We start from the raw sequence: 20,574 nt of genomic DNA, 5'->3' as shown, positions 1-20,574 counted from the left end.
CTTCCTTCACTTAGAGAATCTTTCCTTATATCGTTCTTCTACCATATTTTTTAGCTCTTCTTTAAATCTCTCTGGAGAAAATCTAATAGAATTTTCTCTACAATTAGCAGAACTAAACTGATTATAATTTCGTTCAAATTCATCTACCGCTTTTACAATACTTTCTACAGTTTGTTCTTTAAAGAACAATCCTGTTGGTTTTTCATGACTTAAATCTAATACGGTTTCTGTTGCTCCACCTTTACCATAAGCAATAACAGGTGTTCCGCATGCTTGTGCCTCTACCGGTGTAATACCAAAGTCTTCTTCCGCAGCAAATACAAAGCCTTTTGCACGTTGCATATAATCTTTTAACACCTCAAAAGACTGATACCCTAAAAGCTCAATATTTCCTTTTGCCTTAGACTTTACCTTTTCAAAATCAGGTCCATCACCAATTACAACTAATTTTCTATCTGGCATGGATGCAAAGGCTTCTACAATTAAATCAATTTTTTTATAAGGAACCATACGGGATGCAGTTACATAAAAATCTTCCTTTTTTTCATGCAGTGTAAATGCAGAAATATCAACAGGCGGATAAATAACCTCTGACTCTCTTCGGTATACTTTCCATATTCTGCGTCCAATAAATTTAGAGTTACCTACAAAATAATCTACACCATTAGCAGTACGATAATCCCAATTTCTTATTTTATGAAGAATAGTCTTTGTAATAAATCCCTTAATTCCTTTTTCTAAATTGGATTCTTTTAAATATTGATGTTGTAAGTCCCATGCATAGCGAATAGGCGAATGTACATAAGAAATATGCAACTGATCTGGCCCAGTTAAAACCCCTTTTGCTACAGCATGTGAACTAGAAAGAATAACATCGTATTTAGATAAATCTAACTGTTCAATTGCTAATGGCATTAAAGGTAGATAGTTTCTATATTTCTTCTTCGAGAAAGGTAATTTTTGAATAAAAGTAGTTTTTACTTCTTTATTCTTTATAAATTCTCTATTATCTCCTAAATGATCTACAAGACTAAATAGATCCGCTTCCGGGAAAACTTCTAACATTTGCTCTACAACTTTTTCAGCTCCTGCATATGTCACAAACCAATCATGTACTATTGCTATTTTCATTTAGATACACCACTAATCTTAAAATATATTTGTTTTGTACACTTTACCATTTGCTGCACGCTATATTTATTAATAACCTTTTTTCTAGCTCCATTTGACATGTTCATCCATTTGTCTTTCTCATGCAGCTTAATAATTCCATTAACCGCTCCGTTAACATCTTCTAAATCGTATAAATATCCTTCTTTGTCATGCTCTACAACATCTCTATTACCAACAACGCTAGATAATACAGCTGGCAGTCCTAATGACATAGCTTCCAACACAGCTAGTGGCATACCCTCCCATTTAGCAGATGACAAATAAAGATTATGATTTTTCATTTCTTTTATTACATGTTGAGTTGGACCGAAAAATAAAATGTTATTATTTATATTTTTTTGATTCACATACTCTTGCAATTCCTTCATTTGAGAACCTTGTCCTATAAAAGTTAAAGTTGAATTCTCAAAACCAGGATTTTTAATCAACTCTTCCATTATTTCTATAGATTGCTTAGAGTTTTTCTGATTATCAAATCTTGTAACAGATACAATCTTTAAAGTTTTATTTTCATTAATCATTCTATCTTTAGGAATTTCTACACCGTTCACAATAACATTCAGTTTATTACTTTGTACCAAATTCACCGTATTCACTTTATCTTGTTCCCCATCTGATACACAAATAAACTCATTCGTAAGCCGAGATAGAATTCGTTCAATTAATATATAAACTTTATTGATTACATTTTTATAATCTAAGTGTATACCATGAAAAGTGTGCACTATTTTTACTCTCTTAGGAGCAAGAACTTTTAATAAACGACTGTAGATACCAGCACCTTTACCATGCGAATGAATAATATCGATATTATTGTCCTTTATAAATTTCAATATTTCTAAATAGGCTTTTAAGACGAACTTTCTATGAGGAATTTTTATTAGCTTCTCCTCACCTACTAATTCCTTATACTTATCCCAATATGGTTCTTCTTGTGGGCAAGCAACATAAAATTCTATATCATTATCCATATTTTTCATTAAGCGGTATACATGTTCGGGTCCCCCACCATAATCTGCCCTAACTGTTATTAATAACACCTTTTTTTTCACAAGTAATCACCTATTCTAGGACTTCTTTTAGCAGATTATCTACTCTACTAGCCCAGCTATGTTTTTTAGCAAAACTAATATATTTCTCTTTATCAGTATCTTGTACCGTTTCTCTGATTGCTTCTACGAATCCCTCTAGGTTTTCAGCTAATTTAGCTGGACTATTTATATACTCCAGCTCTTTCCACTTTGTACTAACAACTGGAATTCCACAAACCATATATTCATACAGCTTTAAAGGATTCACATAGTCCAATAAGTGTGCATAATCTTTAACATTAAACGGTATAATCCCTACATTAGCATGTTGAAGATAAGCCGGCAGTTGATCATAACTTCTTCTACCTAAAATATGAACATTTTCACGATCACCAATATGTTCTTTCGCTAATTGATCAGGTCCAATAACTACAAACGCAATATCTGGCATCATTTTTGCCATTTCATTAAATAAATGAAAATCAAACCATTCTTCTATAGCACCTACATAAACAACGATTGGTTTATCAATTGATTTATATTCAATCGGTTGCTCCTGCTTTTGCAAGAAATGATCTAGATTAACACCATTTGGAAAATATAATGTATCTTTTGGCTTCAAACTATTTACATGCTCTTCTAATGTATGAGCTGTATATAAAACACAATCTACATTTTGAGATAACTTCGTTTCCGCATTCCCTAATGCGTTCGTATGATTAGAAAAACCAGAGTTTTTATCTGCCATTCTAAAAACTGATTTTTTACAATCTATAAAGTCTAGTAGGTAATTTTGAAGACCATTATCGAAATAAAGCAAATCTACTTTTCTAAACCCTTTGGAATCTATTAACTTATTAATGTTAGGGGAAGTAAGCTTATTCCAATTATTATATATAAACTCACTTCTTAAGATTGGTTTATTATTGGGTGTTAATAATGCTCCCGGCACATACGACCAAACTTGTCCATCTTCATACATCTCTCCACCCTTTTTATACACTTCATATCGGTCATAAAACTCCTTAGTAGGTGAAAATACTCTATGAACCGGTGAAATAGGTGCCGAAACATAAGCAATCTCCCAGCCCTTTTTCACTAATTCTTTAGCAATGTGATGTGTCCCTACTTGAAACGGAGAATTCCAATAGTTACTAGTTGCAAACAAAGCCTTCTTTTTCATTTAAATTTCTCCTTGGTAACTCTATATTATTAACTTTATCCTCGTTCGTTTGAATGTTTAAACTAAGTAGAATCCCACCAAAGAATATTAACCAATATCCTAATGAAAAATCAAAAGGTCTTTGGTATATGGACATGAAATAAAATAATGCGAAAACCATCGCTGTTTTATTTTTTTCTTTAAGGCATATATATATAAAGAATAGCGAGTGTAATAGTAAGAGAATATACCCATTAATAATTGTGAAAGTTTTCCACGACAAAGCATCTGATTTATAATTCAAAGCTTTATCAAAATACTCCTTTTCGCCCATCCCAAAAAGCTGTTCTCTTATACTACTGCTTTTAAAATCATTATATACATAAGTAAATCCATCATTGGTACGATTATTCCCAACTACACCCTTGTCGGTAATTTCAAATCGATAGAGAATTCTATTATATAGGTATGAATCTTTAGGAGTAAGAGAAAAAATAAGAATATATGCAATGATAAATAAAAAGGCATATTTTTTACTTCTTAGTAGCAGATACAAGCCAATTAACAAATAAAATGCCATGGATAAAGATAAAATTCCCGCTATAAGAATTATCTTTTCGTATAATCTATTTAATTTAAATCTCTTAGAAATTAAAATTAAAGCACTCACGGTTCCTACTACACCAGGTTCATTGAACATGGCACATACTCTATCGATACTTCCTCCAAACGAAAAGAAATACTGTTCAGAGAGACCATGATACACTGCGTAATTCGCACTCCATAAATACTGACGATAATATGATTTACTGGTAGAATAACTAAATAAATTATCCCAACTCAAGTCAACACCTATTAGTAATAACAGTGCAACAATTATTGCAGGAATATACGAAATAGCTATTATTTTAATGAAATAATCGTATATCTTTAACTTCATTTCATTAGTTAATAGCACAAAAGGAACTAGCAAAGTACATAAAAATAAAAAGCTATATAAAATTTTGTATCCTTCTTCGTATCTAAAACTATATAGCAATACTAAAAAAATTACACCAAATGCCAATTTTATATTTTTTTTAGAAATAATATTATACCTAATGGTGATTAGGGAAAAATAAGAAATATAAACAAGCCCTACTACTTCTTTTAATTTATTTCCCCATACAAAAAAAGGCTCTAGTGTTAAAAAAGCTAAAAAAGCTGCTAAGAATATAAATATTTTGATGACCAAGCTGTTCGTAATAGCATTATGATTTTGCAAATTAATCATCCTAACTACAATTAAAATATTTAAATTGATACTTTATTAAAACAATCCACCTATAATTAGGACGTTTTTTTCAATAAAATATTGATCTATAGGTGCCATGAATAATACATCATTATATAAAAACTTCATAAATCAAAATAGTTACGAGTAACATTTCAAGAAAAAACAATTTGTAATAACAAATAAAAGGTATTTTAAAAACACAAAAATTAACAAGACTATCAATAAAAGATAATCTTTCTATTTAACACCCTGTTAATTCTATAAATGTTCTACTTTTCTATCCACATCATTTTATCTCAAAACATATATTAAATTAAACTAATTATTCTACCATAACCATTTGAATAATAATTAAAATGAGTAATTCTTTGACTAGTTCCATAATCAGAGATAACTATTTTATCACTCATAATCTCTATTATCCTATATACTTTCGTATCGAAGCCATTATGACATCCAACAAATTTCATTGAACAGAACTCTAAACACTCGCTTTTTGTACCTTCTTTTAACATAAACAACCCAGGTAATCCTTGATAATATTCATTTTGCTCTTTATTATCGACCTGGATAGTGAAGTGAGCATTCGTAGATCTAAATAAATTTCGTTTCTCTGGAATCGCTGTATATAGATACGTTCCAGGATCTTTTATTATTTCTTTCCCATCAATCACTAACTCAAGACTAAGTTGGTCGTTATGATCATGACTCCCCTTCCCGTTACTTCCAAGGGGCCCACATTTAATAGCTAAATATAGATTTTTTGAAGAGTAAATGTATACTCCAAATTTAGGATAAGAAACAACTTTTAAGTTTTCTAGTAAATTTGAACTGGATGGATATATATATTCAACAAATTGTGATTGCTTTCTTAATAACTGTATTCTTTTCTCATCTTCTTTATTTAATGATTTTACCAATCCATTATTAATCACTACTTGTTGATTACTTTTATCATTTTTATTAAAATGATCCTTTATTAGCTCTTTAATAATCTTATTCTCTATAGAAGGACCCTCTACATATCGATCAAGATCGTCCCTTTCAAAAAAAGCATTAATTCCCGCTACTAAATAACGATGATTCAAGAAATTTTCATCCCAATAATTTTCATCGTCACGTACATTATAATTTTGTAAATTCAAATATACTTCTTTCGCTTTTTTTACAGACAACAACTGATATATGGGTTGCATTTTTAAGAATCGTCCACTATCATTATCACCAAATTGTATAATCTCTTTATTCGGTTTGGTTATAGCTACAGTAAATTCTGCAATTTTTTCTAATCGATCCATATACCAATCAGGGAAAATTGGACCATCTTCTATATTCCAAAAACAACTTGTATCAGGATTAAAATCTTTTTTCTTACAAATTACATTATGCTGTTCTACACTATAATTCTTTAATATATTCTTTTTATGTTCTGGTAATCCATACCCTAAAGCAGTAACATATAATGCTAATTCTCCTGATAATCGGTGGTATGCAGTCGAATGTTCAAAATTTGCACCGTCATCATAGAATTGTGCATGCATTTCTTGAATACTTTCTTGGAATGCAAAACATAACCACTCCTTCGTTTCCTCCGTAATAGGAAGATATGCAGCAATAAAAAATAAACCTACAATATTAGAATAATAGTGATTATTACGCACTTCACCGTTACGCTCTAAATGATTGTAAATAAATTTCCCATGATCATATATAGAAAGACTAAATGCCTTTTCGAATTCTTTGCTAAACGTTACTCCTTGTGCCCTAAATAAATCATATACTAATAACCAATTAGCGGCCCTAATTGCAACATCCATTGCACAAACCCAGTTCACTCCAAATTTAGGTGGGTTCATAGATATAAAATCTAACACTTCATCCTGAAACTCAATCACATATATTTCTGCCTCTTTGAAATCTTCTTTTCCTTGATTCGCTAACATATATGCCCATACATATTGAACTAAATGTTGCATACGTGATAATTCCCATGGAACTTTAATGTCTGCACCTAAGTCTTGACCATAACGAATTTGAGAATAGTGTAACTTTGAATCCCAGCAGTAACCCGATTTGAAATCTAAACGCCAGTCAATTGGACTGTAGCTGCTAGTTATCATATCTCTTATTTTTTTACTATATAGCTTATTTTTCTTATTAATAAGACATGAAATATCCTCATTGCTATCTACTATAGGTGCTTTATATTGAAATTCTTCTATACCATTACAGACCATATTATATTTTATATTTACCCAACCAGATCCTAATAAATCAAAATGATGCTTTAAATATAATGATGATAATTCATTAATTTGTAAAATCTCTGTTTCTAAAAAATCATATACTATAGGAGCTGATAATATGCGCTCTATCTCATAACTATCTAAAGTTTGGGCGTATGTAGGAACCCAACTATCTTTTAACGCTTCTGTTCTTTTCGATAGCTTATTTTTTATTTTTCCCTTTATTTTTCCTGTTAGTTCCTTGGGGCTTAATTCTTTCGCTTTTTTTAAATAGTAAGACATAAAAAATTCTTCTCCTATGTTTAAATATTACATGCTAGAACTAATCCTTGCTAAAATATCTACTAGGATCAGTATTTATAATTTTAGCAGGGACACCTGCTACTACACTATTATCAGGGACATCTTTAATAACAACCGCATTAGCGCCTATAACAACATTGTTACCTATTTTAAAATCTCCTAATAACCTTGCTCCTGGCCCTATATAAACATTATCACCAATAATTGGTGGCCCACCATGTCCTGCTCGTCCTCCAATGGTGCACCCCTGACCTATAACACAATTTTCTCCGATTATACAGTTTCTGTGTAATACAACTCCTATACCACCATACCCAAAAGAACTATTTTTACCTATTTCTGCAGTAGGAGGTATTATTGAATTATGCAACATATTGTTAATTTTCGTGATTATTTTCGCTATTTTATGATTACCCTTTAATTGCTGTTTTCTAGCAATGCAATAGAGCTTATATGCATCTAACATAGATTTCTCACCTCTTTATTTTTACCTATCTCGTGTTATTCTTTAACACCCTATATACAAATAAATACTGTAGAAACAGTATCACTAGTCCATTAAATACCTGAGCCCATGCCATTCCCATAATAGAAAAATTCTGTAAAGCTACGTAATTACTGATTAATACAATAGGCATCGATATGAGTGTTACATAAAAATTTTCTTTCATCTTCCCTATTGCTACCAGCATAGCCCCCATAATCGCATACGATGAATACAATACATATTTAATCATTAATATACCAGTGTATGTGATTGTACTTTTATATGCATCTCCATAAAAGAGCGGAACAAATACGAGAGAAACCATGTATACTGCTAATCCTGCAAATATACTTAAAATTACTGCCTTTTTCTGAACATTAAAGGCCATTTGCTTTAAATCTTTATAGTTATTACTTTTTTCTGTTAAGTAAGGCGTGTATATGCTTTGCAGTGTTGCCGTAATTTGAGTAGCACCTAACAGGAATATCGTAGCAATCGAATAATACCCCATTTCAACACGATCAGTTACAAAGTTATCCATAATAATAATATCTGCATAGTTCCCTATGTTGTTTACAAAATTAGCTAGAAAACTAAAAAAAGCAATTCCCCAAAATTGCTTAGGTATATCTATGCTCATGTCATCTAGTCTCTTAGCAGGCTTTGCTTCTTTAAATAAAGGATATAATCCAATAGCTAACCCTAAAACGGTGGCAATAATAAAACCTTTTACACCAAATAACCAAGTACCAACGATTATAAATAATGCACTCTGTACTTTTATAATCGCTTGTACACTTGCCATCTTATTAACTTTTTTTAAAGCTAATAAATAATTCATTAATATATTCGTTAAAGCTAATATAGGTACACATAAAGTATATATGCTCCAATGAATCGAATATTGTTTAGAGATAAATATTAAAAATATATTAAATAACACAATAGATAGGGTAGAAAACAACAAGCTATTTTGCACAGAATAAGCAAGAATTTTGTCTTTCTGGCTATCATCTCGCTTTTCTGCACAAAATTTTAATATAGTCGTATCTAGACCAAAAGTTCCAATTATGACCGCTAGTGTTAAATACGTTTGTAAACTTCTGATTTGTGCCATACTTTCGGGAGTGATAAATTTAGCAACTAATATAATACTTCCAAACCCTAAAAATTGAACTAAGAATTTAGTAAGTAATAGACTAAAGAAACCCTTTTTACCTAACTGGACTAAACTATTACGGATCTTATTATTAAGGGTTATTAAACGATGTTTCATTTTATACGTGCTCCTTCAATGCCTCATTCATCTTACTTATGCAATCATCTACTTTAGCTACAAAATCATCTAAATCTCTATTTTTAAACCGTACCGTTCCTTTTGGTCTCTTACATACATCACTCGCAACCGCTGAACACCCTAAGTATATAGCCTCTTCTATACTAATCCCGTATCCATCACTATATGTTGGTCGTATCATTAAATTTGCATGTTTAAAAAGTGGCCATAATTCTTTTTGTCCAGTAATAAAGTGAATATTATTTTCAAGTCCACTTAACTTTATTGTTTCTTTCATTTCATTAAAGTAATTCTCATCACCAATTTCTGCAATTGCAAAAATCAATCCAATATCTTCATACTTTTCTTTTAGTTTAGCAATCATCTTAATACTTATATCTAAACCATATAAATCAAATCCATTATGGAATGTAATTACAGAAGCATTCCCCACTATAAGGGGTCTTGCTTTTGTTATAAACTCCTTCGTTTCATACGAATAAGTATCCATAATTCTTTCTTCATCTTCCATTGGAGGAGGTACGAAAGGAGATTGTATAGTTATCTTCTTTGGTAATGGCAGATTGTTTTTCACATAACCATCTTTCAAATGCTCTCCTACCATAATACATTCATCTATTTTTTTTACAAACAGGCTAGCAATCCATCTTTGGAGTTTCCCAAGACTATCTAATCTCCTGATTGAATGATGATGTAAAATAACTTGGGCTTTAAATGGCCTAAGTATTAACATTATCATTAAGGGAAATTTAAAACCGTCTAAATGAAATGTATGATGAGAAGGCGATAGAAAGCTTGTAATAAATAAAAATTTTAATTTCTCATAAGAAGACATTCTTGAAAAATCAATTACTTCAACCTGAGTCCCCATTGATTCTAACCTTTTTTTAGAACGGTAAATATAGACACTTACCCCTCCTAAAGGAGGGGGATAAGGTCCTATCAAAAAGTATTTACTTTTGTTCATCTCCAAATTCCTCTTGTATCAATAACAACTTTTTCATTTAATGTTAAACGATCAATATCTTTAAATGAATCGTGGTCTACCAATAATACAATTATATCTGCTTTAGAAATGGTAGCTGCTGTAGAATCAAGTTCAATCCCTAACTTACTTAGTTTATCAGGTAATTGTTGAATATTAGGTTCAGAAACTACAATTTCTCCTAATTGTTGCTTAGCTAAATACTCCACTATTTCAACTGCCGGACTCTCACGCAAATCATCAATATTAGCCTTAAATGCCAAACCTAAACAAGCAATAACAGGATTTTTAAATTTATCTGCTTTTTCACGAATCTTATCTACTACATAACCTGGTTTATAGTCATTCACTACTCTTGCCATATGAATAAGTTTCGCTCGCTCTGGTGCAGCATCTACAATAAACCAAGGATCAACTGCGATACAATGTCCACCTACCCCTGGTCCTGGTTGTAGAATATTTACACGTGGATGTCGGTTAGCTAAGTTAATTAGTTCCCAAACATTAATATTTAACTCATCACAAATCATAGATAACTCATTAGCAAATGCAATATTTACATCTCTAAATGAGTTTTCTGTTAGTTTTGCCATTTCTGCTGTTCTAGCATTTGTTTCAAGTATTTTACCTTTTACAAATTTCTTATAAAAATCTACCGTTTTCTTTGTAGATTCTGAATTAATACCACCGATAATACGATCGTTTTCTACTAACTCCCTTAAAATGTGTCCTGGAAGTACTCTTTCTGGACAGTGTGATACGTAGAAAACACCTTTATTTGAATTTAATTCTTCATTTATAGTTAAGTCTTCCCGTTCTTCTAAAATCCATTTTGTAACTTTTTCTGTCGTTCCTACTGGACTTGTAGACTCTAAAATTACTAGATCTCCTTGCTTTACATATGGTGCTATTGTTTTTGTTGCTTGCTCGACATATGTTAAATCTGGCTTATGATCATCTTTAAAAGGTGTCGGAACAGCTAATATAAATATATCGGCTACTTCAGGTTCTACTCCAGCCTTTAGATTTCCACTTTGTACAGCGGCCTTTACCATAATATCTAGATCCGGTTCATAAATGTGTACTTTTCCGCTATTAATCATTTCTACTGCATCTTTATTAACATCTACTCCATATACTTGAAACCCTTTAGTTGCTAATAAACTAGCTGTTGGTAATCCAATGTAACCCAATCCTACTACACAAACTTTTTCGTTCATCTCTGACATCCTTTCTGTGTTAAACCAGTGAAACTAATTAATAAGCACCTTTTCTTAATACCACATTTACTACTGTTAAAAATAGAATCTTTATATCAAAGAATAAAGAAGCATTATATACATAATGTAATTCTAAATCTACTCTTTCAGGATATCCTACATTACTCCTGCCACTTACCTGCCAATAACCCGTTAATCCAGGACTTACAGATAAGAAATCCGCCTTCTTAGGTCCGTACTCTTTAAGTTCTTCTTGCACGACTGGTCTTGGTCCAACTAAACTCATTTCTCCCTTAAGCACATTAATAAATTGTGGTAATTCATCGAGACTTGTTTTTCTTAAAAAACGGCCAATACTAGTAATACGAGGATCTTCTTCTGGCTCAAGTTTATAGTTATTGTCTATATATTTTTTATATAATACCTCATTCTGTTTTAACCTTTGCTCAGCATTTACAATCATCGAACGGAATTTATAAATGTAAAATACTTTCCCATTTTTTCCTATACGAACTTGTTTAAAGAATACCGGTCCTTTATTATCTCCTCGCATATATAGGATTGGAATAAGAATAAATACAGGGGAAAAAATAAGCAAACCTACAACTCCACCAACAATATCTATCATTCTTTTAAAAAACAAATATAAAGCACTAGGTTTGTTTACTACAGTAGCACTTTGTTGTATAGATTCACTTAGCGCACTTTGGTTTTCCAACTTTATCTTCCTCCCTTATACATGCACATTCTCTTTCTCTACCAACTCATTCATATACTTCATCAACTCGTCTTTTAGTTCATCATGCTGAAGTGCCATTTCAATTGTCGTTTTAATAAAGCCAAACTTCTCTCCAACATCATATCGTGTTCCTTCAAAGTCATAAGCAAACACTCTTTGAATTTCATTTAAACGTTGAATAGCATCCGTTAATTGAATTTCTCCGCCCGCACCTGTTTGCTGGTCTTCTAGGAACATAAAGATTTCTGGTGTTAACACGTAACGACCCATAATCGCTAAGTTAGATGGCGCTGTTCCTTGTGCTGGTTTTTCTACAAATTTACGCACTTGGTAGCTGCGGCCCTTTTGTATAGTTGGATCAATAATGCCGTAGCGATGTGTTTCGTTGTCTGGTACTGTTTGGACACCAATGACAGAAGCACTTTTTGCTTCGCATTCATTGATTAACTGACGTAAGCATGGCGTTTCTGCTTGTACAATATCGTCGCCAAGTAATACCGCAAATGGTTCATTTCCGATAAATTTACGAGCACACCATACTGCGTGTCCTAACCCTTTCGGTTCTTTTTGACGTATATAATGAATGTTAATCTTTGAAGATTCTTGTACTTTTTCTAAAATTTCATATTTACCTTTTGATAGTAAGTTTTCTTCCAGTTCAAAGGAATGATCGAAATGATCTTCAATTGCACGTTTTCCTTTTCCTGTTACGATAATGATGTCTTCAATACCAGATTCAATTGCTTCTTCTACGATGTATTGAATTGTCGGTTTGTCTACAATTGGTAACATTTCCTTTGGCATTGCTTTCGTTGCTGGTAAGAATCTTGTTCCCAGTCCAGCCGCTGGAATAATTGCTTTTTTTACTTGTTTCAAAATAATTCCCCCTAACTATTTTTCCATTCCTCTTTTATCTTTATATAAGAATACTAAAATGATAAAAACTCTAGCTACAGTGTCATTCTGCACAACTCCATAGCTAGAGTTTTTATAAAATATATTGGGCATCTAACCCATCCTCACGCCATGCTCCCGACGACAAGCGTCTAAGGTAGGTTGAAATATAATTTCTACCCACAGCACAACCGAGTGCCTCCGTTGATAACGGTTAGGAGACATCACCATTGTTTACCTTAAAAAATACCAAATATTTTTTTACGGCGAATTTGTTGTGGATCTTCTTTATATATCGTTTTTCCATTTATTAACAAATATGGGTTTTCTTTGAAGTCTATGAGCGTATTTGTGCCAAATTCATTTTCGATAACATCATAGCCAGCTTGTAAATGAAATGCTCTTGTCGTTGTGTTATGCGCATCTGATGCGATCATATGCGTTAAGTTATGTTCAACAAGCTGCATGGAGAACTTTTTAATTTTTTTACCGAAGTTCCCGAGCAGACTCCCAGCTGTTACTTGTGTTAACGCACCTTTATTTACGAGGTTATATAATTTATCTGGCTGCTCGATTAACTCCGCATTGCGTTCGGGGTGAACAATAATAGGAATCATACCCTTTACTCTTAATTCGTATAACATTTGTTCAGCATAACGCGGTACATGATTGGATGGAAATTCAATTAGTATATATTTATTCATTTCATTTAATGTAAGAATTTTACCAGCTTCATAATCTGCTAATAAGTCCCCGTATAAACGAACTTCTTGACCTGGTAACACAGTTAGAGGAATATCATGTTCTTGGAGTGCTTCATTTAATTGTTCTATTTGATGAAGAATCTCTGCGCGTTCATTTATATATTTACCATTTTGATGATGCGGAGTCGCAACAATTGTATGAATACCTTCTGCCACTGCTTTTTGTGCCATTGCAAGACTATCCGTTAACGTCCCAGCCCCGTCATCGATACTAGGCAAAATGTGACAATGCAAATCGATCATTGTCTTCACCCTCTCTTCTTATGAATTTTCAAGATGAAAGAGAAGTGCGCCGTGCGCACAACCCTTTAGTTTGCACCGTAGTAGTAATATAAGCTCTGTTCACGTTCACGATCGTTCAGAACGACACCTAGCAATTTACCTTTTGCAGATTCTAATAATGTTTTTGCTTTTACTGCTGCTTCTTTTTCAGTTTGTTCACTACGTACAACAAGTACAGATGCATCACACTGGCTCGCCATAATTTGTGCGTCTGTTACTGGTAAGATTGGTGGCAAGTCGAAGATTACTAGATCATATAAGCTGTAAGTTTGAGCAAGCAGTTCTTTCATCGCATTAGATCCAAGTAGTTCTGCAGGATTTGGCGGAATTGGGCCAGATGAGAGAAAATCTAATTTATCTACTGCTGTTTTTTGAATGCACTTTTCTAATCGTTCACCAGCTGTTAAGACGTTTGTTAAACCGAAAATGTTGTCAACTTGAAACATTTGGTGCGTTGCTGGTTTTCGCAAGTCTGCATCGACAAGTAGGACGCGCTTTCCTTGCTGAGCAAATACAACAGCAATATTTGATGTTGTCGTCGTTTTTCCTTCACTTGGATTCGCAGACGTCACCATTAAGGAATGGATTTTTCGATCTACTGAGGCAAATTCAATATTTGTACGAATGTTACGATATTGCTCAGAGATTGGTGATTTTGGCTGTTGGTATGCAATTAATTGACGGCGTTGACGATGATTATTCTTTTTCTTAAATAAGCTTTTAAGAACCAATTGTTTGCCCCCTTACTTTCTTCGCTGATGCTGCACGTGATTTACTCCCTACTTCTTCTGCATCCATACGCGCAACGATACCGAGAACTGGTAATCCTAGTAATTTCTCTACATCTTCTTCTTTCTTTACAGTGTTGTCTAAGTATTCTAGTAAGAATGCTAGTCCAACAGATGCCATTAATCCTACAACAAACGCAATCGCAATATTGATCATCGGACGCGGCTTAATTGGAGATTGATCGTCTGCCACTTCTGCTTTTGATAAAACAGTGACGTTATCTACACTCATAATTTTGGCAACTTCGCCTTTGAATATTTCTGCCGTTGTGTTAGCAATATCACGAGCTACCTTTGGGTCTTTATCTTGCGTTGTTACCGTTACAACTTGTGAATCTTTTTCATTAGCAACTTCAATCTGTTTATTTAACTCTTGTGTTGTTATATTTAAGTTTAACTTTTCTTTCACTTGATCTAAAATAACAGGACTTTTAATAATGACCTTATATGTGTTAGTCAATTGAACGTTCGTTTGAACTTCATTAAATTGAATCGCTGCTCCTTCTTGCTTCTTTTGGTTAACAAGAATTTGCGTTGATGATTGATAGATTGGTGTCATAAAGAAAAAGCTCACAATCGCACTAATGATTGCTGCTCCAAATGTAATAGTAAGAATCATTGCGAAGCGCTTTCGTAAAACTTGAAATAATTCTTTTAAACTAATCGTTTCTTCCATAAGCTCCCCCAGCTCTCATAATTTTACATAACAAAAAGTATAACATAAAAAAATGTACGATTTTTATAAAACCTAAGATTTTTATAAAAACCTCTATGTTATTGTCAATTCACAGTACCTATATTCATTCTTTTAAAAAACCTAATTTAATATTACAAAATCCTACTAAATCTGACAATATCCTCGCGGCAATTTACCAACAAACACCTAATAAACATTCCTGTATTTTTATACATCTAAAATATTTATATATATAAAAAACCTAGGAGTCAATAAATTTCACCTAGGTTTCTTATTTTCTTAAAATTTAATAATATCCGTAAGTATGTTCAGACTGAGGTTTCCCATTAAGCACAACACCGAGTAATGTTGTGTTTGTATGATGTAATACATTTTTCGCTTTTAGTGCTTGCTCTTTTTCCGTTTTTCCGCTGTATAGTACAAGTATCATACCTTGACATTGATTTGCAACGACTTGAGCATCTGTAACAGCAAGAACTGGTGGTGTATCGAAAATGATGAGATCGTAGTGCTTCTCTGCTTCTTTCAATAACTCCCCCATCATCGCTGAGCTTAGTAATTCTGCTGGATTCGGCGGGATAGGTCCACACGCTAACAGATGCACGTTTTCTACATCCGTTTCTACAATGCATTCCTGCAGTGTCCGCTGCCTCGATAATACATTTGTTAATCCAAAAACGGTATCAACTCGAAATAGTTGATGAAGAACTGGTTTTCGTAAGTCCGCATCGACAAGCAAGATTTTTTCTCCTTGTTGTGCAAAGGCGACAGCAAGGTTGGCAGTCGTCGTTGTTTTTCCTTCTCCTGGTTTTGCCGATGTTACAACGATAGAACGGATCTTTTGATCAATAGAAGCAAATTGTATATTCGTTCGGATATTACGGTATTGCTCAGCAAGAACAGATTGCGGCCTTTCATATGCAATGAGTTTCCGCTTCGACTGCAGACGTTTACGAAAAAACATATACGACATCCTCCTCATATAAAGTGACACCTTCATCCATTGGGAGCAATTCCCCATTAATCATCAGCGCATACTAGAGGTTTTTTCTATTCTCAAGATGACATATACACTTTTCTAGCATAAGAAAATCACAATTTATTCAACCGTTTCTAGCACATACAAAATCATACATTATTTTACTTATATTAACAATGAGTTTTTTGAATATATTTTATATTCAAAAATGTAATGTCGTATAAGGAAAAAGAAATAGATAAAATAAAAAAACCGTCATCATCATGACGGTTTACTCTTTCTTATCTCCAAGTGCAAATGTAATTTCCGCTTCACATGCTACTTCACCATTTACAGTTGCGACTGCTTTTCCTTTGCCAATCGGACCGCGTACACGTGTCATTTCTACTTCTAAGCGAAGCTGATCACCTGGGCGTACTTGTCGTTTAAAGCGGCAATTGTCAATGCCAGCAAAGAAAGCAAGACGACCACGGTTTTCTTCTTTCTTTAAAACAGCAATTGCTCCAACTTGAGCTAGTGCTTCTACTATAAGAACACCAGGCATTACCGCGTAGTCAGGGAAATGACCATTAAAGTATTCTTCATTTGCAGATACGTTTTTAATCCCTACCGCACGTTTTCCCTCTTCTACTTCAAGAACTTGGTCAACAAGTAGAAATGGATAGCGATGCGGGATAATTTCTTTAATTTGCTCTATATTTAACATCACATCTGGCCCCTTTTTTAGATATTAGTCTTAGTACTAGGTTGTATATATTATCCCACTTTATATATTATTTGTCATTACAAAAAAACGAAGCAGATTTTTCTGCTTCGTGTCATTTAAAAAAATGCATATACTCTTTCTTCCCTACAAATTTTGGTATAACAAACATAAATACAGTTCACACGGAGAGAGAAAAAGCATATGCCCAAGTTAGGGGAAGTCAATATACCAAAGGCATATTCACCTCAATTTGTCGTATTCGATTTCATTATAATACAATTGTATACGATATGAAAACGACAAATTTCTACAAATTTCCCCATAATAATCTATTTTTCTCTTTTTCTCTTTATTTTTCTTCATTTTTCGTAAAAACGTTATATTTTTAAAAATAGATAAAAGGATATATAAACTAAAAAAAACGTTAGGATGTATGCCTAACGTTTTTCGTTCTTTCAATTGATTCCATTACGTCTCTATCGCAGGGCGCGTCGTGGTAATTTGTCAATGTTCTCAAGCATGATACCTGTTCCAACCGCTACACAGTGCATTGGATTTTCCGCAATTAATACAGGTACTTTTAACTCTTCTGCAAGAAGCATGTCAATGCCGTGTAATAATGCACCGCCACCTGTTAAAATAACACCACGGTCAATAATATCAGCAGATAATTCAGGTGGTGTACGTTCTAATACACCTTTTGCAGCTTGTACAATAACAGCTGCGTTTTCTTTTAGTGCCTCTGTAATTTCTTCAGAGCATACTGTAATTGTGCGAGGTAAACCTGTTACCATGTCACGACCGCGAATTTCAAGTTCTTCACTACGTGCACCTGGGAACACTGTACCTACTTTAATCTTAATATCTTCTGCCGTACGTTCCCCAATTAATAGCTTATACTTACGTTTAATATAGTTTAAGATCTCCATATCAAACTTATCGCCCGCCATTTTAATGGAAGAGGAGGTAACGATATCGCCCATAGAAAGTACTGCAATATCTGTTGTACCTCCGCCAATATCCACAACCATATTTCCGCTTGGTTGGAAGATTTCCATACCAGCACCAACAGCAGCTACTTTTGGTTCTTCTTCTAAGTATACTTTCTTGCCGCCAGATCTTTCAGCAGCTTCACGAATTGCTTTTTGTTCTACAGACGTGATGTTTGTTGGACAGCAAATTAAAATGCGAGGTTTTGATAAAAAGCCTTTTACGTCAAGTTTGTTGATGAAATGTTTTAACATCGCTTCTGTAATTTCGAAGTCAGCAATTACACCATCTTTAAGCGGACGAATCGCTACAATGTTTCCAGGTGTACGCCCTACCATACGTCTTGCTTCTTCCCCTACCGCTAATACTTTTCCTGTATTGCGGTCAATTGCCACAACAGACGGTTCATTTAATACGATTCCTTTACCTTTTACATGAATTAATACGTTGGCCGTGCCAAGGTCAATTCCGATATCTCTCGCAAACATTCCTGTGTCTTCCTCCTCAATATCTAAATCAGGTTAAACCCGAATTCTTTTATACCTAATTTCTAATTTTAGCATATTATTTCCTGAAACGTAATATTGAAGAAATGAATTATCCTGAAAAAAAGTTACTTTTTTTGGAATGTTTGCTTAATGTCAGATTATTAACGCACGATTTTTTCTGTATCCTCTTTTTGATACTTTTGTTTCGTCGCTTCGCCGCCCCGGAGATGACGAATTGACTTATGGTAATCAAGAATTTCCTTCACTTCATTTGCGAGCTCTGGATTAATTTCTGGTAAGCGTTCTGTTAAATCTTTATGCACAGTACTTTTTGAAACACCAAATTCCTTCGCAATAACACGAACTGTTTTTCTTGTCTCCACGATATACTTGCCAATCTTGATTGTTCTCTCTTTGATGTAATCGTGCACACCACTCGCCTCCCTAAGTTGGATGTGAGAAGGGTGAAATGAGACTCGCTGCATGTGACTAAGCTGTAAGTTCGAGTGCTGTTTGTAAGCGCTACACTTTCTGGGATTTATAATGAAATGATCCACGATTTCTCACCTCAAACACTCTCTTTGCTTTGGTTTATAACCATTGTATTGCCCGCATTGTATTTATATGCTACAAGTTCTCTATTTTTGCGGACTACGGTGACAAAAATTACATTTTTTTTTGAGAAATCGGTGAAAAATGAAAGTTTTACGTTTGAAACAAAAGGGAAACAAAAAATGACGCCTTCTAAAAAGCGTCATTCCTCTCGATCAAATTCTTCCTCCAAAAGGCTTTGATGGGGGACTTCTTTCTTACTGGTAATCAAATAATATAAAGAAAACAAAACAAATAATAAAATAATTGCAATTGACACAACAAATAATAACGACAAACCAATCCCCTCCCTTTAGTAATATATATTCGAGAATTCTGTCCAATTTCCTTGCCGTTACAATGTTTTTAAAAACATTGTATTTTTATATAAAAATAAAACCATCAATTCTCGTATAGAGAGTTGATGGTTTTGTACATTACTCAGCTTGTTCAGAAGATGTCGTTTCGTTCTCTGTTGAACCATTTGTTGATTTCTCTTCTTTTTTCTTGTCATCAGCTGAGCTGTTTGTTGATTTTTCTTCTTTTTGCTTATTGTCAGTTGAACCACTTGTTGACTTCTCTTCTTTTTGCTTATCATCAGCCTGACCGCTTGTTGATTTCTCTTCTTTTTGCTTATCGTCAGCTGAGCTGTTTGTTGACTTTTCTTCTTTTTGTTTATCATCAGCCTGACCGCTTGTTGATTTCTCTTCTTTTTTCTTTTCTTGCTTTTCAACTTTAATGTCCGCAACAGACTTATCAAAGAAGCTCTCTGGGTTTACAGCAACATTATCTTTACGAACTTCGAAATGAACGTGATAGCCTGCATCTTTATTCACTTCGCTTAATCCTGCTTTCCCTAACACTTCACCTTGATTAATTTTCGCGCCTTTTTCCACTTTTGCATTTGCTAAGCTTTGGTAAAACGTTGTAATACCGTTGCCGCTGTCAACTGTTACAACATAGCCAAGAAGTGGATCTTTTTCCGCTTTTGTAACGGTTCCACTTAATGCTGCTGTTACATCAAACTCTTTTCCATTTTTCGCTGCGATATCGATTCCTGTATTTGCAGAGTATGTGTTGTTATAAAAAACAAGTGCTTGTTCTTGCTCCTCAGCCGCTGCTTTATCTTCGTAAAACTTCTTCTTTACAACAACTTCTGTACCATTTGCAGTTGGCATCTTCACAACTTCTGAAGATTTGATTACTGGCATTGTCGGATTTTCACCTTGGCTTTGCTGCGTTGCTTCATTTTTCTCAGGCATCTTTTTCGTATTCGTTGCCTGATACCATAATGCAACCGTTAAAATGACTGCTGCACACACAATGTATAGTGTCGGGAATACCCAACGCTTTTGAAACAAATGGACTACTTTTCGAGAAGACTTCTTGTTTTCCCTCTCTCTCATTCTATCATCACCTCAGCAATCATTTTGAACAAGATTCATACATCCTATACAATCTATAACTGATTACTTT

20 protein-coding genes are annotated in these 20,574 nt (G+C 33.6%); all 20 read right to left on the bottom strand.

The window, feature by feature from the left end; translation table 11 throughout:
- Positions 1 to 6 precede the first annotated feature (6 nt).
- Complete coding sequence (locus AB1280_RS19115) at positions 7 to 1,131, bottom strand: glycosyltransferase family 4 protein (protein ID WP_429756667.1); 1,125 nt, start codon at positions 1,129 to 1,131, stop codon at positions 7 to 9.
- A complete protein-coding gene (locus AB1280_RS19110) occupies positions 1,128 to 2,225 on the bottom strand; it encodes a glycosyltransferase (RefSeq protein WP_429756666.1) in 1,098 nt (365 codons plus the stop codon). The genes AB1280_RS19115 and AB1280_RS19110 overlap by 4 nt, the downstream gene beginning before the upstream one ends.
- Positions 2,226 to 2,235: 10 nt before the next feature.
- Positions 2,236 to 3,387: a glycosyltransferase gene (locus AB1280_RS19105; protein WP_429756665.1), complete on the bottom strand. Its 1,152-nt coding sequence runs from the start codon at positions 3,385 to 3,387 to the stop codon at positions 2,236 to 2,238.
- Entirely contained in the window at positions 3,359 to 4,639 is a 1,281-nt protein-coding gene (locus tag AB1280_RS19100; RefSeq protein WP_429756664.1) for a polymerase, read from the bottom strand. Before AB1280_RS19100 ends, AB1280_RS19105 begins: the two co-directional genes overlap by 29 nt.
- Before the next feature lie 311 nt (positions 4,640 to 4,950).
- Positions 4,951 to 7,170 carry an alginate lyase family protein gene (locus AB1280_RS19095; RefSeq protein WP_429756662.1) on the bottom strand — a complete coding sequence of 740 codons (2,220 nt, stop codon included), beginning with the start codon at positions 7,168 to 7,170 and terminating at the stop codon, positions 4,951 to 4,953.
- A gap of 40 nt (positions 7,171 to 7,210) precedes the next feature.
- The gene (locus tag AB1280_RS19090; protein ID WP_429756661.1) at positions 7,211 to 7,657 is read right to left on the bottom strand and encodes a serine O-acetyltransferase; all 447 of its coding nucleotides are present in this window, start codon (positions 7,655 to 7,657) and stop codon (positions 7,211 to 7,213) included.
- Positions 7,658 to 7,682: 25 nt separating this feature from the next.
- Positions 7,683 to 8,954: a lipopolysaccharide biosynthesis protein gene (locus tag AB1280_RS19085; RefSeq protein ID WP_429756660.1), complete on the bottom strand. Its 1,272-nt coding sequence runs from the start codon at positions 8,952 to 8,954 to the stop codon at positions 7,683 to 7,685.
- A 1-nt stretch (position 8,955) separates the two neighbouring features.
- The gene (locus tag AB1280_RS19080; protein ID WP_429756659.1) at positions 8,956 to 9,942 is read right to left on the bottom strand and encodes a glycosyltransferase family 4 protein; all 987 of its coding nucleotides are present in this window, start codon (positions 9,940 to 9,942) and stop codon (positions 8,956 to 8,958) included.
- Positions 9,939 to 11,180 (bottom strand): UDP-N-acetyl-D-mannosamine dehydrogenase, encoded by a 1,242-nt coding sequence (gene wecC, locus AB1280_RS19075; protein WP_429756658.1) that lies wholly within the window; start codon positions 11,178 to 11,180, stop codon positions 9,939 to 9,941. The genes AB1280_RS19080 and wecC overlap by 4 nt, the downstream gene beginning before the upstream one ends.
- A gap of 37 nt (positions 11,181 to 11,217) precedes the next feature.
- Positions 11,218 to 11,808, bottom strand: a complete 591-nt coding sequence (locus AB1280_RS19070; RefSeq protein WP_429757368.1) for a sugar transferase — start codon at positions 11,806 to 11,808, stop codon at positions 11,218 to 11,220.
- 105 nt (positions 11,809 to 11,913) lie between these two features.
- Positions 11,914 to 12,795 carry a UTP--glucose-1-phosphate uridylyltransferase GalU gene (galU, locus tag AB1280_RS19065; RefSeq protein ID WP_272189841.1) on the bottom strand — a complete coding sequence of 294 codons (882 nt, stop codon included), beginning with the start codon at positions 12,793 to 12,795 and terminating at the stop codon, positions 11,914 to 11,916.
- Between the two features lie 257 nt (positions 12,796 to 13,052).
- Complete coding sequence (locus AB1280_RS19060) at positions 13,053 to 13,820, bottom strand: tyrosine-protein phosphatase (RefSeq protein WP_429756657.1); 768 nt, start codon at positions 13,818 to 13,820, stop codon at positions 13,053 to 13,055.
- A gap of 65 nt (positions 13,821 to 13,885) precedes the next feature.
- Positions 13,886 to 14,590: a CpsD/CapB family tyrosine-protein kinase gene (locus tag AB1280_RS19055; RefSeq protein WP_272189842.1), complete on the bottom strand. Its 705-nt coding sequence runs from the start codon at positions 14,588 to 14,590 to the stop codon at positions 13,886 to 13,888.
- Entirely contained in the window at positions 14,580 to 15,323 is a 744-nt protein-coding gene (locus AB1280_RS19050) for a YveK family protein (RefSeq protein ID WP_272189844.1), read from the bottom strand. Before AB1280_RS19050 ends, AB1280_RS19055 begins: the two co-directional genes overlap by 11 nt.
- Positions 15,324 to 15,630: 307 nt before the next feature.
- Positions 15,631 to 16,308: a CpsD/CapB family tyrosine-protein kinase gene (locus AB1280_RS19045; protein WP_429756656.1), complete on the bottom strand. Its 678-nt coding sequence runs from the start codon at positions 16,306 to 16,308 to the stop codon at positions 15,631 to 15,633.
- Between the two features lie 286 nt (positions 16,309 to 16,594).
- The gene (gene fabZ, locus AB1280_RS19040; protein ID WP_035430592.1) at positions 16,595 to 17,029 is read right to left on the bottom strand and encodes a 3-hydroxyacyl-ACP dehydratase FabZ; all 435 of its coding nucleotides are present in this window, start codon (positions 17,027 to 17,029) and stop codon (positions 16,595 to 16,597) included.
- Positions 17,030 to 17,505: 476 nt separating this feature from the next.
- On the bottom strand, positions 17,506 to 18,507 hold the full coding sequence (locus AB1280_RS19035) for a rod shape-determining protein (protein ID WP_242216887.1): 1,002 nt from the start codon (positions 18,505 to 18,507) through the stop codon (positions 17,506 to 17,508).
- Between the two features lie 161 nt (positions 18,508 to 18,668).
- Positions 18,669 to 18,938: a sporulation transcriptional regulator SpoIIID gene (spoIIID, locus tag AB1280_RS19030; RefSeq protein WP_272189847.1), complete on the bottom strand. Its 270-nt coding sequence runs from the start codon at positions 18,936 to 18,938 to the stop codon at positions 18,669 to 18,671.
- Positions 18,939 to 19,261: 323 nt separating this feature from the next.
- Positions 19,262 to 19,396 (bottom strand): hypothetical protein, encoded by a 135-nt coding sequence (locus AB1280_RS19025; RefSeq protein ID WP_035430594.1) that lies wholly within the window; start codon positions 19,394 to 19,396, stop codon positions 19,262 to 19,264.
- Positions 19,397 to 19,535: 139 nt separating this feature from the next.
- Positions 19,536 to 20,504 carry a peptidoglycan DD-metalloendopeptidase family protein gene (locus AB1280_RS19020; protein WP_429756655.1) on the bottom strand — a complete coding sequence of 323 codons (969 nt, stop codon included), beginning with the start codon at positions 20,502 to 20,504 and terminating at the stop codon, positions 19,536 to 19,538.
- Positions 20,505 to 20,574 lie beyond the last annotated feature (70 nt).

The sequence above is a fragment of the Bacillus sp. S10(2024) genome, from assembly GCF_050473865.1.
In the GTDB taxonomy this organism is placed as follows: domain Bacteria; phylum Bacillota; class Bacilli; order Bacillales; family Bacillaceae_G; genus Bacillus_A.
The sequence above is the reverse complement of the archived record's forward strand: the minus strand, read 5'-3'. Positions and strand labels throughout refer to the sequence as shown.

Coding starts and splice junctions, on each gene's coding strand:
- AB1280_RS19100 (WP_429756664.1), bottom strand. CDS start 4,639: ATGATTAATTTGCAAAATCATAATGCTATTACGAACAGCTTGGTCATC.
- AB1280_RS19035 (WP_242216887.1), bottom strand. CDS start 18,507: ATGTTTGCGAGAGATATCGGAATTGACCTTGGCACGGCCAACGTATTA.
- AB1280_RS19085 (WP_429756660.1), bottom strand. CDS start 8,954: ATGAAACATCGTTTAATAACCCTTAATAATAAGATCCGTAATAGTTTA.
- wecC (WP_429756658.1), bottom strand. CDS start 11,180: ATGAACGAAAAAGTTTGTGTAGTAGGATTGGGTTACATTGGATTACCA.
- AB1280_RS19045 (WP_429756656.1), bottom strand. CDS start 16,308: ATGTTTTTTCGTAAACGTCTGCAGTCGAAGCGGAAACTCATTGCATAT.
- AB1280_RS19095 (WP_429756662.1), bottom strand. CDS start 7,170: ATGTCTTACTATTTAAAAAAAGCGAAAGAATTAAGCCCCAAGGAACTA.
- AB1280_RS19070 (WP_429757368.1), bottom strand. CDS start 11,808: ATGATAGATATTGTTGGTGGAGTTGTAGGTTTGCTTATTTTTTCCCCT.
- AB1280_RS19105 (WP_429756665.1), bottom strand. CDS start 3,387: ATGAAAAAGAAGGCTTTGTTTGCAACTAGTAACTATTGGAATTCTCCG.
- AB1280_RS19050 (WP_272189844.1), bottom strand. CDS start 15,323: ATGGAAGAAACGATTAGTTTAAAAGAATTATTTCAAGTTTTACGAAAG.
- fabZ (WP_035430592.1), bottom strand. CDS start 17,029: ATGTTAAATATAGAGCAAATTAAAGAAATTATCCCGCATCGCTATCCA.
- AB1280_RS19090 (WP_429756661.1), bottom strand. CDS start 7,657: ATGTTAGATGCATATAAGCTCTATTGCATTGCTAGAAAACAGCAATTA.
- AB1280_RS19080 (WP_429756659.1), bottom strand. CDS start 9,942: ATGAACAAAAGTAAATACTTTTTGATAGGACCTTATCCCCCTCCTTTA.
- AB1280_RS19115 (WP_429756667.1), bottom strand. CDS start 1,131: ATGAAAATAGCAATAGTACATGATTGGTTTGTGACATATGCAGGAGCT.
- AB1280_RS19020 (WP_429756655.1), bottom strand. CDS start 20,504: ATGAGAGAGAGGGAAAACAAGAAGTCTTCTCGAAAAGTAGTCCATTTG.
- AB1280_RS19060 (WP_429756657.1), bottom strand. CDS start 13,820: ATGATCGATTTGCATTGTCACATTTTGCCTAGTATCGATGACGGGGCT.